Genomic DNA, 13,887 nt, shown 5'->3' with positions numbered 1-13,887 from the left:
TATGTTCAGTAATAAAAATAAAAAAGACAATACAGTTGAAAGAAAATCTACTAGTAGAAATGTAATTGGTAAAGGAACAAAAATCACAGGAGATTTTATCTCTGAAGGAGATTTCAGAATAGATGGAACTCTAGAAGGAACATTAAAAACTAATGGTAGAGTAATCATTGGTCAAGAAGGCTATATCAATGGAACTGTAGAATGTAATAATGCAGATGTTGAAGGAAGATTTTCTGGAGAATTCAATGTGTCAAATATTTTAACAGCTAAGTCTACAGCAAACATAACTGGTAACGTTAATGTAGGTCAAATTTCTACTGAACCTGGAGCTGCATTCAATGCAACATGCAATATGAAAGGAGCTATTAAAGAATTAGGAAGTAAAGATTCTGATGCCAAAAAAGACAAACAAAAGTCAGCTTAAACAATACGCACGTTTTAGTGGAATAGCCATTCAAATGGGAATTACTATTTACCTTGGAAGTTTATTAGGTGAATGGCTAGACAATAAATACCCTAACTCAAACAACTTATATGCTAAAATTTGTACTTTAGCGGCCGTTTTTATTGCCATGTACTCAGTAATAAAACAGGTAATTAATTTTTCTAAAGACAATGATTAAGCGTATTCTTTTATTTGCAGTAGTACTTGTATTACTTTTTCTATTAAGTTATTTTACAAATTCTTATTTAGTAAAGGAACTTACTATTTCTTTTTCATTGTTACAAGTGTACTTGTTTCATGTTATTGCAGCTTTCGTCGTTTATGCAATTGTTGAGTTTGTTGCAAGTATTTTACCAAACCAAGCGGGTTATGCATATTTAGCTTCTATATTTATAAAAATAGGTTTGTTTGTGCTAATTTTTAATGGATCTGTATTTGCAAAAGAAAATCTTTCAAGACCTGAGCGAGTATCTTTAGTAGTGCCATTGTTTCTGTTTTTAATTACAGAAGCTATTACAATTTCTAAGTTATTAAATAAGAAGCAATTCAATTAAGCTATAACGTTTTAGAGAGGATATTAAACTATATCCAAAAAAGAGTTTGTAGTTTTAATTAAATGTGTACCTTTGCACGGAAATTTAGAGACCATAAATTCTATATTTAGTAAAGGTATGATGATAGCAAAAAAACCTATCAAATGTTTAGCAATACTAGCAATAGTATTTTCTTCATTAAACGTATTCGCCGGAGGAGGTGAAAAAAAATCTTCTGATAATGACGGAGGAAAGGTAAACACTAAAGAAGAGATTCAAAATTACATCAAACATCACTTGGCTGATTCACATGACTTTTCGTTATATTCATATACGAATGATGCAGGTGAAAGAAAACATGCTGGTTTTCCATTACCAGTAATTGTTTGGACGAGCAAAGGTTTGAGGACTTTTATGTCTTCTAAGTTTCATCATAATGATGATGGACATGTTATAGTTGATGCTGGAGGAGTGAAGTTAGCTAAAATTCATAGTAAGATTTATGAGTTAGATGCAGGTGCTGAGCATGTTTCTTTTGATGAAGCTCATCATGCAACAAATGCACATAAAGTGTTAGATTTCTCAATTACTAAGAGTGTTTTCGGTATGTTGTTGGCTGGTTTGTTAATGTTTTTGGGTTTCCGTTCATTAGCTAAAGGGTATAAGAAAGGAGCTATTCCTACAGGTGTTGGTCGTGTTCTTGAACCACTAGTGTTGTATGTGAGAGACGAAATTGCAAGACCAAACATAGGTGAGAAGAAATACAAGAAGTTTATGCCTTATTTATTAACAGTATTCTTCTTTATTTGGATATTAAACTTAATGGGCTTAACTCCATTAGGATTTAACGTAACAGGTCAGATCGCAGTTACAGTTTGTTTAGCATTATTTACTTTAGTGATTTACATTACTAATGGATCAAAAGATTTTTGGGCACACACATTATGGATGCCAGGAGTTCCAGTAATCTTAAGGCCAATTTTAGCGTTTTTAGAACTAGTAGGTTTTATCCTTATTAAACCTTTCTCTTTATTAGTGCGTTTATTCGCAAATATTACTGCAGGTCACTCTGTTGTTATGGGTATTGCAGCTTTAATGTTGTTGTTAAAAGCAGAGTTTGGTACTGTGGGGGCAACAGGGATTTCATTTTTATTAACATTGTTTTTAAGTGTAATTGAAGTTTTAGTGGCGTTTTTACAAGCGTTTATTTTTACAATGCTATCAGCTTTATTTATAGGTATGGCAGTAGAAGAGCATGAGCACGATCATGCACATCATTAATATAGAATAAGAATTTGTTTAATTATATAAATCAAGTATCATGACAGGAACTCTTAATTTAATAGGAGCAGGATTAATCGTAATCGGTGGAGGAATCGGATTAGGTCAAATCGGTGGAAAAGCAATGGAAGGAATTGCTCGTCAACCTGAGGCTGCTGGTAAAATCCAAACTGCGATGATCATCATCGGAGCATTATTAGAAGGATTAGCATTCGGTGCTTTACTTTTAGGGAAATAATATTCCTAAAAACAAAAAACAAAACATTTTCTGCAACGGTTGGTTGCAGAAATGTTTTAAAAATTAAACAACAAAAAGATAAATACAAATATTAAGTTATGGATATTTTTAATGATTTTTCAATAGGATTGTTCGCTATGCAACTAGTGATTCTTATTGTTTTATTAGTTTTATTAGCTAAGTTTGCTTGGAAACCAATTTTAAATTCTTTAGATGAAAGAGAAGAGGGCATTCAAAGTGCTTTAGATCAAGCTGAGAATGCGCGTAAAGAAATGCAAAATCTACAAGCAGATAATGAGAAATTATTAAAAGAAGCGAGAGCAGAGCGTGATGCAATGATGAAAGAAGCTCGTGAGATTAAAGATAAAATTATTGCTGATGCTAAGCAAGAAGCAGGAGAAGAAGCTTCTAAGATGATTGAAAATGCAAAGGCAACAATCAAGCAAGAGCAACAAGCTGCAATTGCAGAATTAAAGAAAAAAGTAGCAGAACTTTCAATCGGTATCGCTGAAACAGTTGTAAAGAAAGAATTAGCTTCTCAAGACGATCAATTAAAGCTTGTAGAAGGAATGTTAGAAGACGTTACTTTAAACTAATTTAGCATAATGAAACAGTCAAGACCAGCATTACGTTACGCAAAAGCAGTGTTAAACCTAGCTAAAGAGCAAGGAAATGATACAGAAGTAAATGATAATATGAAACTTATCGCTGCTACTGTTACTGAAAGTAACGACTTAGATGCTATGCTTAAGAGCCCTGTTATTAAAGCTTCAGACAAGAAGAAAGTATTAGATGCTTTATTTGGAGACAAAGTAAATAGTATAGCTAAAGGTTTATTTAATTTATTAGCTGAAAATAAAAGAATGTCAATGTTAGAAAGTGTTGCTAAGCAATACACTATCATTTTCGATTATTACAAGAACATGCAAGTTGCTACAGTCACTACAGCAGTTGCTTTAAGTTCAGAATTAGAGGCTAAGATCCAAAAGAAGATTGTTGAAATTACTGGAAACAGTGCAACAATTGAAAACGTAATAAATCCAGATATTTTAGGAGGATTTATTTTACGTGTAGGAGATGTGCAATATGATGCAAGTATCTCTAACCAATTAAACGAATTAAGAAGAGAATTTGACAATAGTCATTATATTCCAAAAATTTAATTATACATCAAAAGATATAAGATGGCAGCAATTAAACCAGCTGAAGTATCAGCAATTTTAAAGGAACAATTAACAAATTTTGAATCAAAAGCGACGTTAAACGAAGTAGGAACTGTATTACAAGTAGGTGATGGTATCGCACGTGTTTACGGTTTATCTAACGTACAATATGGTGAATTAGTTGATTTTGGTAACGGTTTAGAAGGAATCGTATTAAACTTAGAAGAAGATAACGTTGGTGTTGTATTATTAGGAGCATCTACTGGAGTAAGTGAAGGTTCTACAGTAAAACGTACTGAAAGAATTGCTTCTTTAAAAGTTGGAGAAGGAGTTGTAGGTAGAGTTGTAGATACTTTAGGTAACCCAATCGATGGTAAAGGACCAATCGAAGGAGAAACTTTCGAAATGCCTTTAGAGCGTAAAGCACCTGGGGTAATCTATCGTCAACCAGTAACGGAACCATTACAAACAGGTATTAAATCTGTAGATGCAATGATTCCTATTGGACGTGGACAACGTGAGTTAATCATTGGTGACCGTCAAACTGGTAAGTCAACAGTTGCTATTGATACTATCTTAAATCAAAAAGAATTTTACGATGCAGGTGAGCCAGTATATTGTATCTACGTTGCAGTAGGTCAAAAAGGTTCTACAGTAGCTGCTATCGCTAACATGTTAGAAGAAAAAGGAGCTTTAGCTTATACAACTATTGTTGCTGCTAACGCTTCAGATCCTGCTCCAATGCAGGTATATGCACCTTTCGCAGGAGCTGCTATCGGTGAGTATTTCCGTGATACTGGTCGTCCAGCATTAATCATTTATGATGATTTATCTAAGCAAGCAGTTGCTTACCGTGAGGTATCTTTATTATTACGTCGTCCACCGGGACGTGAGGCGTATCCTGGAGATGTATTCTATTTACACTCTAGATTATTAGAGCGTGCAGCAAAAGTTATTAATGACGATTCAATTGCAGCTCAAATGAATGACTTACCAGAGTCATTAAAAGGTAAGGTAAAAGGTGGTGGTTCTTTAACAGCATTACCAATTATTGAAACTCAAGCGGGAGACGTTTCTGCATATATTCCAACAAACGTAATTTCGATTACTGATGGACAGATTTTCTTAGAGTCTGATTTATTCAACTCGGGTGTTCGTCCAGCAATTAACGTAGGTATTTCTGTATCTCGTGTAGGAGGTTCTGCTCAGATCAAATCAATGAAGAAAGTATCTGGTACGTTAAAGTTAGATCAAGCTCAATATCGTGAATTAGAAGCGTTCGCTAAGTTTGGTTCTGATTTAGATGCAGCTACTATGAATGTAATCTCTAAAGGACAACGTAACGTTGAGATTTTAAAGCAAAACCAAGGAGATCCATTTACTGTAGAAGATCAGATCGCTATTATTTATGCAGGTTCTAAGAACTTATTAAAAGATGTTCCTGTAAATAAAGTAAAAGAATTCGAAGCAAATTATATCGAGTTCTTAAATGCAAAGCATAGAGATACATTAGATACGTTAAAATCAGGAAAATTAACTGATGAAGCTACTGATGTATTAACACAAGCAGCTAAAGAGATTTCTGCTAAATATTCAGCATAATTAAAACATATTTCCTCATTGAGAAATCAATGAGGAAATTCAAACAATTTTAAGTTCATATAGATGGCAAACTTAAAAGAAATACGTAACAGAATTACTTCGATTAAATCAACAATGCAGATTACATCTGCCATGAAAATGGTATCTGCTGCAAAGTTGAAAAAGGCACAAGATGCTATTACAGCAATGCGCCCTTATTCTTCTAAATTAACTGAACTTTTACAAAGTTTAAGTGCAACTTTAGAAGGAAATACAGGAGGAGCTTATTCTGAACAAAGAGAAGTAAACAAAGTTTTATTAGTTGCTGTTACTTCTAACAGAGGTTTATGTGGAGGATTTAATTCTTCTATCATCAAAAAGACTGTTAGTACAATTAATGAAACATACAGCGGAGTAGAAGTTGACCTTTTAACTATCGGTAAAAAAGGAAACGACATTTTATCAAAAGAATATAATGTTGTTGAAAATAATAATAGTATTTTCGATGATTTAACTTTTGATAATGCTGCTGAAGTTGCTCAACAATTAATGGATTTATACGTTGCAGGTACTTACGATAGAATCGAAATTATCTACAATCAATTTAAAAATGCTGCTACACAAATTGCAATGGTAGAGCAGTTTTTACCTATTAAGCCTGTTGAGGGAGATAAAAATGTTAGCTTAGACTATATTTTCGAACCTTCTAAAGAAGAAATAGTTTTAGAATTAATTCCTAAGTCATTAAAAACTCAGTTATACAAAGCAATTCGTGATTCATTTGCTGCCGAACACGGTGCTCGTATGACTGCAATGCACAAAGCAACAGATAATGCTAAGGAATTACGTGACGACTTATTATTAACTTATAACAAAGCACGTCAGGCTGCAATTACTAATGAGATTTTAGAAATCGTTGGTGGAGCAGAAGCATTGAACAACTAAGAAATATTTATTATTTATATATTTAGAAAGCGAATCTGAAAAGATTCGCTTTTTTTAATTTAAAATTACTATAAGCTATGAAACAATCAATCTTGATCATTTTTATATCATATTCTCAATTTCAGATAAAATAGTATTAGCATCAATTCCACAAATTTGATGCAATTCTGCTACTGTACCGTGATGTATAAACTGATCTGGTATTCCTAAAACTTTAATTTGATTTTTATAATCATGTGTAGATGCAAACTCTAAAATGGCAGAACCAAATCCGCCTTTTATAGTTCCGTCTTCAATTGTGATTATTTTATCAAACCTTTTAAAAACGCTATGTAATAGCTCTTGATCAAGTGGTTTTACAAAGCGTAAATCGTAATGTGCAACTTGATTCTTCTCTTTTGTTAATTTTAAAGCATCTGAGACGTTTTTAGCTATCGAACCAATAGAAAGTATAGCTATGTTATTTCCTTGTTGCAAACAAGCTCCTTTTCCTATTGAAATCGAATCAAAAGGTAATTGCCAATCAATAGTAACTCCCTTTCCTCTTGGGTAACGAATAGCGATAGGATTTTCTAACCCTAATTGTGCAGTATATAAGATGTTTCTTAACTCAATTTCATTGCGCGGAGCGAAAATAGTTAGATTCGGAATGCAACGTAAGTATGCAATATCAAAAACTCCATGATGTGTTGCTCCATCTTCACCTACTAATCCAGCACGATCTAAACAAAAAATCACAGGTAAATTTTGCAAAGCAACATCGTGAATAATTTGATCGTAAGCTCGTTGTAAAAACGTAGAATACACATTACAATAAGGAATAATTCCTTCAGCTGCCATTCCAGCAGCTAAAGTAACTGCATGTTGTTCTGCTATTCCAACATCGAAAGTTCTGTTTGGAAATTTATCTAGCATAAACTTTAAAGAACTTCCGGTTAACATTGCTGGAGTAATTCCAACTATTTTATCGTTTTGTTCTGCAAGTTCTACAATAGTTTTTCCGAAAACATCTTGATATTTTGGCGGTTGAATACTCTTGGGTTTCGGAAGTAAATCTCCAGAAACTTTATCAAACTTTCCAGGAGCATGATATTTTACTTGATCTTCTTCAGCCTGACGTAATCCTTTTCCTTTTGTTGTAATAACATGTAAAAACTTAGGTCCATAAATATGTTTTAAACGTTTTAATTCACGAATAAGTTCCTCCAAATTATGTCCATCAATTGGTCCAGAATAATCAAAATTTAGAGCTTCAAAAATATTATCTTGTTCAACATCACTTCTTTCAGATTTAACCCGAGTTAAATACTCTTTTAAAGCACCTACAGCAGGATCAATTCCTATGGCATTATCATTTAAAATAACTAAGAGATTAGCATTGGTTACTCCAGCATGGTTTAAAGCTTCAAAAGCCATTCCACTAGCTATCGATGCATCTCCAATAACAGCGATATGATGTTTATATTCACCTTTTAGTTGCGAAGCAATTGCCATTCCTAAAGCAGCAGAAATAGATGTTGAAGAATGTCCAACACCAAATGTATCGTACTCACTTTCGCTACGTTTTGGAAATCCAGAAATCCCGTGAAGTTGACGATTGGTATGAAAATTATCTTTTCGTCCAGTTAAAATTTTATGTCCGTATGCTTGGTGTCCAACATCCCAAACCAATAAATCTTCAGGAGTATTAAATACATAATGCAACGCTATTGTAAGTTCGATAACACCTAAGCTAGCACCTAAATGACCTTCTTTTGTAGCTACAATATCGATAATGAATCTACGAAGTTCTTGAGCTACTTGAGGCAATTCCTTTGTATCTAATTTTCTAAGATCTGAAGGAAGTGAAATAGTATTTAATAGCTTTTCGGACATGAGACAAAGTTAGTGATAAGTTGTAACTAAGAAGTTGAGTGTTTCGTTTTTTTTGATTCATTAGAATGATTTCAAACTAACACTTTTACTAACTTTGCAGTATGAGTAAATTGTATTTGGTACCAACACCTATTGGAAACTTAGAAGATATCACATTTAGAGCTTTAAAAGTGCTAAAAGAAGTTGATTATATTTTAGCTGAAGACACAAGAACAAGTGGGAAATTATTAAAGCATTTCGATATAAATACGCCAATGCAATCGCATCACATGCATAATGAGCATAAAACAGTTGAGAATATCGTAAAGCGAATTCAAGCTGGAGAAATATTTGCTTTAATTTCAGATGCAGGTACACCAGCAATTTCAGATCCAGGTTTTTTATTAACTCGTGCTTGTATTCAAAATAATATTGAAGTAGAGTGTTTGCCAGGAGCTACTGCTTTTGTACCTGCCTTAGTGAATTCTGGATTACCGAATGATAAGTTTGTTTTTGAAGGCTTTTTACCTGTAAAAAAAGGTCGTCAAACACGATTGAAGTTTCTTGCCGAAGAAACTAGAACAATGATTTTCTATGAAAGTCCGCATAAGCTATTAAAAACATTAACGAACTTTTCTGAATACTTCGGAGAAGATCGTTTGGTTTCAGTTTCTAGAGAATTGACAAAAATGTTCGAAGAAACCAAACGAGGAACTGTAAAAGAAGTACTATCATATTATACAGAAAAACCTGCTAAAGGCGAAATTGTAATTATTGTTGACGGTAAAAAGTAAACTATACTAACTTATATTCTGGATATTGTTCTTCTAGTAATTCTTCTATTTTACTAGGAATAGTATATGTTGTAATGTATCCAATTAACAATGAGATCACCATTAAAAAAGCAGTGAAAAATCTTCCATAAATACTTAATTCTAAAAAGTTTTTACTAGAAGGCATAAATAAATCAAAAGTGTAGAATAAGATTAAAACAAAACTACCAAGTCCTTGAACTAAAATTATATCTTCTAACATCCATTTTTTACCAGTTGTTGTGTTTTTTAATTTCACCTTTTTTCTTGAAGTATACATCTTTACAATTTCAAAAAGAATGATCGCAAAATAAAGTACAGTATAAATGTTATACGATTGATTAAATCTTTGAATTTCGAAAAAACACCAAACTAAAAAAACAGTAATTATTAATTTTGGTAATTGAAACCATTCTTTAATAAATTTAAAAATAGTAGCGATATACTTTTTATTTAATTGTCGTTGCTTTTCTTCAACTACATTCATAAATCCATAAATACCAAATTTTTTAAAAGAAGTATCTCTAGCTTTTTCAAAAGATAACTCTGGATTTTCTTCCCAAATAGCTTCGATATCATTTGCTAAATGATCTACCAATTCGGTTTGAACATCATAATATTCAACATAATGTTTTCTTGTAAATGTATATAAGTCTTGTATTTGTGCTTCTGTTAATTTCATAGTGTTTTCAATTTTTTATAAATATTATTTGTTTTAGTAAATTCTATAAAGAAAAATTTAAAACCAATGTAAGAGTACAACAGTGTAAAAGTAAAAATTAAAGAGATCACCACAGGATAATCGAAAATATTGAAATCGAAAAGCACTTTGGGTATATGAATGAAAGTGTTCAATAAAGTTAATCCGAAAAAAGTTAATGATGCTGCATGACCTAATTGTAACGATTTATAATATACTTTTTTTGAAAGAAAGTATCCTAAAGGAATTATATATGCTAGCATAATAAAAATCAAACTATATTTTAAAATTGATTTATAATGAGCTATTTCATAGAGTGAAAATAATACAAAGAAAAAAACACCAATTACCAAGGGGTTTGATAATTCTTTTTTTCTAAATTTAGAAAAATTCCTTCTAATTTTCTTTGAAGCAGAGTTATGGTATTGTTTAATTACATTTTCAAAAGAACTACCATTAAAATTTTCTTTCCAACCTAATTTTTTAAAAATATCCCAAACAGCAGTTTTAAAATTTACATCATTAGTTGTGTTTTCTAATTCAGAAACTACATGATCTAATAATTCAATTCTAACATCCCAATATTTAATACCATTTTTCTTCAATAGATTGTCTATGTAAGTAACTTCTTTATTTGTAATTTCCATAGCTATTGAGTTAAAAAGTTGTATTTGTTTTTAATCATTTCACTTTTCTTGTGGAAATTGAAATGTATTAAAGCAGTAATAATTAAAGTAAACAAAGACTGATACATTATGAACTCAGAATAGTTTCCTTCAATGTAAACGTCTATATAACTTGGAAAAATTAGAATTAACAATGAAAAAAGAGAAATTATTCTAGAGTAAAACTTAATAAATCTTAATTCTTTAAAACGTTTCAGGAAAAACTGAATTTTAATAGCAGTGTAAGCATATAAAGCAATTACTGTTGTAAAAAATAGAATAGATAATTCTTTAAAATATACAGATCCAAAATTAATCAATACTAAAATTAAAAGAGTAATTGTAAATAAAAACTTAGGTTTCAGTAATAAACTAAATAGCTCTTTACATAACTTTTTTAAGTAATACCAATTTAATTGTTTTACTTGATTGTTATATCTTTTTAGAATATCATTCTTTCGACTCAACATATATTTTAAAAAAGGTGTTTGAAACCCATCATCTTTAAAAAAAGTATCTACATCATCAATACTATTTTCAATTTCAGAAGCTATATGATCAACCATTTCTAATCTAGTATCAAGAGACTCGACACCAATTGCTTCTAAAAAATCATTTATTTTTTCAATATGTTTTTCATCTAATTTCATAGTTATTCTAAACCTAATTTAGGATTCACCAAATGTTGCATTGTGTTTAAAAATTCTTGCATCTGTTGTAGCCGATTTACAGTTTCTGTAGTTCCTGTTTCAGTCAGTTTATAATACTTTCTCAAGCGATTTCCCACTTTAGCGACTTCTACATCAAGTAAACCTTCGGCTTCTAATTTATGTAATGCCGGATACAAGGCTCCTTCTGTAATCTTTAATTCTCCTTTTGTTAGTTCTTTTACTTTTTGAGTGATTTCATATCCATACATTTTGTCTTGTTCGGCTAAAAGCTTTAAAATGATGGTTTGTAAAGAACCTTTATACAATTTTTGATTTCCCATATTAAGAATTTTTACAGCATACCTAAAAAACTTAGGTATACAAATATACATAAAATTCTTATACATAAAAATCTTATGTATTTATTTTTGAAGTTGATTTATACTTCCCATTCCTCTTTTCTTTAGTATTTTTGTCTTCAAATTTTTTAGAGATGAGTCAATTTTATCCAATCAAAATAAAAGATGTTATACGAGAAACTTCATCTGCAGTTTCTCTAGTTTTCGATATTACTTCTGAGTTAACTAATGAATTTAATTTTGTTGCTGGTCAGTATATTACATTAAAAACAACAATTAATGGAAAAGAAGTAAGAAGAGCTTATTCTTTATGTTCATCGCCAAAAAGTGGTGAAGTTAAGGTTGCGGTAAAAGCTGTAGAAAATGGAGTTTTTTCTGTTTTTGCAAATGAAAAATTAAACGCTGGAGATCTTTTAGATGTTTCTAAACCAGAAGGAAAGTTTGTTTTAGAACCAGAAAATAATAAAAATTATATTGGTTTTGCTGCAGGTAGTGGAATTACTCCAGTATTATCGATGGTAAAGTCTGTTTTAGAATCTAATACTTCTTCAACATTTACTTTAGTTTATGGAAATAAAACTATCGCAGATACTATTTTTTATAAAGAGCTAGCCGAATTAAAAGTACAATATGCTGAGCGATTTAATTTGAGTTATGTATTCAGTAGAGAAAATGTAGAAGATGCTGTTTTTGGAAGAATTGATAAGTCTCATGTGAATTATTTTGTGAAGAATATTTATAAGGATCTTTCTTTTGATAAAGCTTTCTTATGCGGACCTGAAGAAATGATTAATATTGCTTCAGAAACTCTTGTTGAAAATGGTTTTGCTAAAGAAAATGTTTTGTTTGAGTTGTTTACTGCATCAATCGACGAAGCAGCAGCTAGCCAAGTAAAAGAAGGTGAAACCGAAATTACAGTTGTTTTAGATGATGAAAAAACAACATTTACAATGCCACAAGATTCAGATATTCTTGCAGAAGCTTTACGAAAAAAAATAGATGCACCATATTCTTGTCAAGGTGGAGTTTGTAGTAGTTGTATAGCAAAAGTTACTGAAGGGAAAGCAGTAATGGTAAAAAACCAAATTTTAACAGACGAAGAATTAGAGGAAGGTTTTATATTAACTTGCCAAGCACATCCAACAACACCTACAATTACTGTAGATTTTGATGATGTTTAAAATAAATCAAAAATTGCTATAAATGGAGTCTTTAGATTACAGTAATGCATATGGAGTAGGAGCTTTTATGGCCTTAATGATCGGGCCAGTTTTTTTTATGTTGTTAAAAACAAGTGCGTTAAAAGGATTTAGAGCTGCTATTGCTTTTGATATAGGTGTGATATTGGGAGATGTAACATTCATTCTAATAGCTTATTTTGGGAGCAGAAATTTACTTGAAAAAATTAAAGATGATCCACGATTATTTTTAATAGGCGGTTTAATTTTAGTAGTTTATGGTTTGATTTCTTTTTTAGATAAAAAAAATAAAAAAGAAGTCGATGAATCTGAAGTTGATGTTCCAAAAAGTAATAATTATTTTAAACTTTTTCTAAATGGTTATTTCTTAAACTTTATCAATATTGGTGTTTTAGCTGGTTGGTTAACCATTATGGTTATTGTTGGTCCGCTTTTAGGAATGGATCCTAATTTAATTTTCTGGTATTTTGTTAAAGTTGTTATCGGATATTTTGCACTAGATTTAATAAAGATATTGTTAGCAAAACAATTACGTTCTAAATTAACTCCTTTAGTAATTTACAAAGTGAAAAAAGGTATGGGGGTTTTACTGATCATCTTTGGAGCTGTAATGATGTTAAAAGGACTTGTACCTAAAGAAAAAATAGACGAATTAATAAATAAAGTTGAATTTAAAAAGTAAGATTTTTTTAATCAAAAATGGCAACAACTCTTGCTGGCGCAGCTGATGCTCCTACAATTTTTAAAGGAAATACAGCTACTTTGAATCCATTGTACGGTAATAAATCTAGGTTTACTAATTGTTCCATATGACAATATTCTTTACTTTGCCCAACCAAATGAGCTTCCCAAAAAAGTTCTGAGTTTCCTGTCTCTTTTGCTTTTTTAAGCATATAGGGTAGTGGTAAATCCCAACCCCAAGAATCAATACCCATTACTTTAATTCCTTTATCAATGAGCCATTCTGTTGCCTTTGCACTCATGCCAGTTCCTATTTTATGGAAATTTTTTGTACCATTAAATTTATCTCTACCAGTTTTAATAAGAACAATCATGTTTGGCTTAAGTACTAAGTTATTAGTGGCTAAGAAAGTTTCTATATCTGTTATAGTTATAGGGTCAAAATCAATTTTATGTTTCATATCTATAACAATTCCTTCACCATAACACCATTCTAAAGGAATTTCATCTACAGTTTTTGATTTTTTTCCATTGATAGTTGGAGAATAATGCCAAGGAGCGTCTATATGAGTTGTAGAGTGAACTCCCATTTTTTGTATAGTATCATCTGCCCAACCAATAAAATTTTTAGGAAATAATTTGAAGGGTAAACCTAAAAAACGAATTAACCATTTTGCTTTTCTATGAGGTTTGTGTTTTATTTTAACCTTCATAAACCAAGGGTCATTTTTGTTATACTTAATGGGTTTAGAGAGATCTATGATTTTCATTGAAATCTTGT

General features: G+C 31.1%; 18 protein-coding genes. 12 read left to right on the top strand and 6 right to left on the bottom strand.

The features are described 5' to 3' along the window. Window position 1 precedes the first annotated feature (1 nt). From AC2TEO_RS10200 to atpG, 9 genes are all read left to right on the top strand, one after another. Window positions 2-424 carry a bactofilin family protein gene (locus tag AC2TEO_RS10200; RefSeq protein WP_442264718.1) on the top strand — a complete coding sequence of 141 codons (423 nt, stop codon included), beginning with the start codon at window positions 2-4 and terminating at the stop codon, window positions 422-424. Further along, window positions 393-623, top strand: coding sequence for an AtpZ/AtpI family protein (locus tag AC2TEO_RS10195; RefSeq protein ID WP_442264717.1), 231 nt, complete (start codon window positions 393-395; stop codon window positions 621-623). The genes AC2TEO_RS10200 and AC2TEO_RS10195 overlap by 32 nt, the downstream gene beginning before the upstream one ends. Beyond that, window positions 616-999, top strand: a complete 384-nt coding sequence (locus tag AC2TEO_RS10190) for a DUF6168 family protein (protein ID WP_442264716.1) — start codon at window positions 616-618, stop codon at window positions 997-999. Before AC2TEO_RS10195 ends, AC2TEO_RS10190 begins: the two co-directional genes overlap by 8 nt. 117 nt (window positions 1,000-1,116) lie before the next feature. Next, the gene (gene atpB / locus AC2TEO_RS10185) at window positions 1,117-2,259 is read left to right on the top strand and encodes a F0F1 ATP synthase subunit A (protein ID WP_442264715.1); all 1,143 of its coding nucleotides are present in this window, start codon (window positions 1,117-1,119) and stop codon (window positions 2,257-2,259) included. Window positions 2,260-2,299: 40 nt separating this feature from the next. Then, complete coding sequence (gene atpE, locus AC2TEO_RS10180) at window positions 2,300-2,497, top strand: ATP synthase F0 subunit C (RefSeq protein ID WP_348743266.1); 198 nt, start codon at window positions 2,300-2,302, stop codon at window positions 2,495-2,497. A gap of 98 nt (window positions 2,498-2,595) precedes the next feature. Beyond that, on the top strand, window positions 2,596-3,093 hold the full coding sequence (locus AC2TEO_RS10175; RefSeq protein ID WP_442264714.1) for a F0F1 ATP synthase subunit B: 498 nt from the start codon (window positions 2,596-2,598) through the stop codon (window positions 3,091-3,093). A 9-nt stretch (window positions 3,094-3,102) separates the two neighbouring features. Beyond that, window positions 3,103-3,660 carry an ATP synthase F1 subunit delta gene (atpH, locus tag AC2TEO_RS10170; protein WP_442264713.1) on the top strand — a complete coding sequence of 186 codons (558 nt, stop codon included), beginning with the start codon at window positions 3,103-3,105 and terminating at the stop codon, window positions 3,658-3,660. Window positions 3,661-3,681: 21 nt separating this feature from the next. Next, window positions 3,682-5,262 (top strand): F0F1 ATP synthase subunit alpha, encoded by a 1,581-nt coding sequence (gene atpA, locus AC2TEO_RS10165; RefSeq protein WP_442264712.1) that lies wholly within the window; start codon window positions 3,682-3,684, stop codon window positions 5,260-5,262. Window positions 5,263-5,325: 63 nt separating this feature from the next. Then, complete coding sequence (gene atpG / locus AC2TEO_RS10160) at window positions 5,326-6,186, top strand: ATP synthase F1 subunit gamma (protein WP_442264711.1); 861 nt, start codon at window positions 5,326-5,328, stop codon at window positions 6,184-6,186. A 102-nt stretch (window positions 6,187-6,288) separates the two neighbouring features. On the opposite strand, the gene dxs is transcribed toward atpG, so the two are convergent. Then, window positions 6,289-8,061 (bottom strand): 1-deoxy-D-xylulose-5-phosphate synthase, encoded by a 1,773-nt coding sequence (dxs, locus tag AC2TEO_RS10155; protein ID WP_442264710.1) that lies wholly within the window; start codon window positions 8,059-8,061, stop codon window positions 6,289-6,291. A 101-nt stretch (window positions 8,062-8,162) separates the two neighbouring features. Between dxs and rsmI the strand changes: the two genes are divergently transcribed. After that, on the top strand, window positions 8,163-8,834 hold the full coding sequence (rsmI, locus tag AC2TEO_RS10150; protein WP_442264709.1) for a 16S rRNA (cytidine(1402)-2'-O)-methyltransferase: 672 nt from the start codon (window positions 8,163-8,165) through the stop codon (window positions 8,832-8,834). Between the two features lies 1 nt (window position 8,835). On the opposite strand, the gene AC2TEO_RS10145 is transcribed toward rsmI, so the two are convergent. The 4 genes from AC2TEO_RS10145 to AC2TEO_RS10130 are packed head-to-tail and all read right to left on the bottom strand — an operon-like array spanning window position 8,836 to window position 11,208. After that, window positions 8,836-9,534, bottom strand: coding sequence for a hypothetical protein (locus AC2TEO_RS10145; RefSeq protein WP_442264708.1), 699 nt, complete (start codon window positions 9,532-9,534; stop codon window positions 8,836-8,838). Beyond that, entirely contained in the window at window positions 9,531-10,199 is a 669-nt protein-coding gene (locus AC2TEO_RS10140) for a hypothetical protein (protein WP_442264707.1), read from the bottom strand. The genes AC2TEO_RS10145 and AC2TEO_RS10140 overlap by 4 nt, the downstream gene beginning before the upstream one ends. A 2-nt stretch (window positions 10,200-10,201) precedes the next feature. Beyond that, window positions 10,202-10,867 carry a hypothetical protein gene (locus AC2TEO_RS10135; protein WP_442264706.1) on the bottom strand — a complete coding sequence of 222 codons (666 nt, stop codon included), beginning with the start codon at window positions 10,865-10,867 and terminating at the stop codon, window positions 10,202-10,204. A 2-nt stretch (window positions 10,868-10,869) separates the two neighbouring features. Further along, window positions 10,870-11,208 carry a PadR family transcriptional regulator gene (locus tag AC2TEO_RS10130; protein WP_442264705.1) on the bottom strand — a complete coding sequence of 113 codons (339 nt, stop codon included), beginning with the start codon at window positions 11,206-11,208 and terminating at the stop codon, window positions 10,870-10,872. A gap of 152 nt (window positions 11,209-11,360) precedes the next feature. On the opposite strand from AC2TEO_RS10130, the gene AC2TEO_RS10125 reads away from it, so the two are divergent. After that, complete coding sequence (locus tag AC2TEO_RS10125) at window positions 11,361-12,407, top strand: 2Fe-2S iron-sulfur cluster-binding protein (RefSeq protein ID WP_442264704.1); 1,047 nt, start codon at window positions 11,361-11,363, stop codon at window positions 12,405-12,407. A gap of 22 nt (window positions 12,408-12,429) precedes the next feature. Then, window positions 12,430-13,107, top strand: coding sequence for a LysE family translocator (locus AC2TEO_RS10120; RefSeq protein ID WP_442264703.1), 678 nt, complete (start codon window positions 12,430-12,432; stop codon window positions 13,105-13,107). Window positions 13,108-13,114: 7 nt separating this feature from the next. Here AC2TEO_RS10120 and AC2TEO_RS10115 read toward each other — a convergent pair whose 3' ends face one another. Continuing rightward, window positions 13,115-13,876 (bottom strand): cyclase family protein, encoded by a 762-nt coding sequence (locus tag AC2TEO_RS10115; RefSeq protein WP_442264702.1) that lies wholly within the window; start codon window positions 13,874-13,876, stop codon window positions 13,115-13,117. Window positions 13,877-13,887: the final 11 nt, after the last annotated feature.

Source organism: Tenacibaculum aquaeponti (assembly GCF_057221555.1).
The sequence above is the reverse complement of the archived record's forward strand: the minus strand, read 5'-3'. Positions and strand labels throughout refer to the sequence as shown.

Excerpts from the sequence above, each read along its gene's own strand:
- dxs (WP_442264710.1), bottom strand. The coding sequence starts at position 8,061 with ATGTCCGAAAAGCTATTAAATACTATTTCACTTCCTTCAGATCTTAGA.
- AC2TEO_RS10135 (WP_442264706.1), bottom strand. The coding sequence starts at position 10,867 with ATGAAATTAGATGAAAAACATATTGAAAAAATAAATGATTTTTTAGAA.
- atpB (WP_442264715.1), top strand. The coding sequence starts at position 1,117 with ATGATGATAGCAAAAAAACCTATCAAATGTTTAGCAATACTAGCAATA.
- AC2TEO_RS10175 (WP_442264714.1), top strand. The coding sequence starts at position 2,596 with ATGGATATTTTTAATGATTTTTCAATAGGATTGTTCGCTATGCAACTA.
- atpH (WP_442264713.1), top strand. The coding sequence starts at position 3,103 with ATGAAACAGTCAAGACCAGCATTACGTTACGCAAAAGCAGTGTTAAAC.
- AC2TEO_RS10140 (WP_442264707.1), bottom strand. The coding sequence starts at position 10,199 with ATGGAAATTACAAATAAAGAAGTTACTTACATAGACAATCTATTGAAG.
- AC2TEO_RS10190 (WP_442264716.1), top strand. The coding sequence starts at position 616 with ATGATTAAGCGTATTCTTTTATTTGCAGTAGTACTTGTATTACTTTTT.
- AC2TEO_RS10130 (WP_442264705.1), bottom strand. The coding sequence starts at position 11,208 with ATGGGAAATCAAAAATTGTATAAAGGTTCTTTACAAACCATCATTTTA.
- atpA (WP_442264712.1), top strand. The coding sequence starts at position 3,682 with ATGGCAGCAATTAAACCAGCTGAAGTATCAGCAATTTTAAAGGAACAA.
- AC2TEO_RS10145 (WP_442264708.1), bottom strand. The coding sequence starts at position 9,534 with ATGAAATTAACAGAAGCACAAATACAAGACTTATATACATTTACAAGA.
- AC2TEO_RS10115 (WP_442264702.1), bottom strand. The coding sequence starts at position 13,876 with ATGAAAATCATAGATCTCTCTAAACCCATTAAGTATAACAAAAATGAC.
- AC2TEO_RS10120 (WP_442264703.1), top strand. The coding sequence starts at position 12,430 with ATGGAGTCTTTAGATTACAGTAATGCATATGGAGTAGGAGCTTTTATG.
- AC2TEO_RS10125 (WP_442264704.1), top strand. The coding sequence starts at position 11,361 with ATGAGTCAATTTTATCCAATCAAAATAAAAGATGTTATACGAGAAACT.
- atpG (WP_442264711.1), top strand. The coding sequence starts at position 5,326 with ATGGCAAACTTAAAAGAAATACGTAACAGAATTACTTCGATTAAATCA.
- AC2TEO_RS10200 (WP_442264718.1), top strand. The coding sequence starts at position 2 with ATGTTCAGTAATAAAAATAAAAAAGACAATACAGTTGAAAGAAAATCT.
- atpE (WP_348743266.1), top strand. The coding sequence starts at position 2,300 with ATGACAGGAACTCTTAATTTAATAGGAGCAGGATTAATCGTAATCGGT.
- rsmI (WP_442264709.1), top strand. The coding sequence starts at position 8,163 with ATGAGTAAATTGTATTTGGTACCAACACCTATTGGAAACTTAGAAGAT.
- AC2TEO_RS10195 (WP_442264717.1), top strand. The coding sequence starts at position 393 with ATGCCAAAAAAGACAAACAAAAGTCAGCTTAAACAATACGCACGTTTT.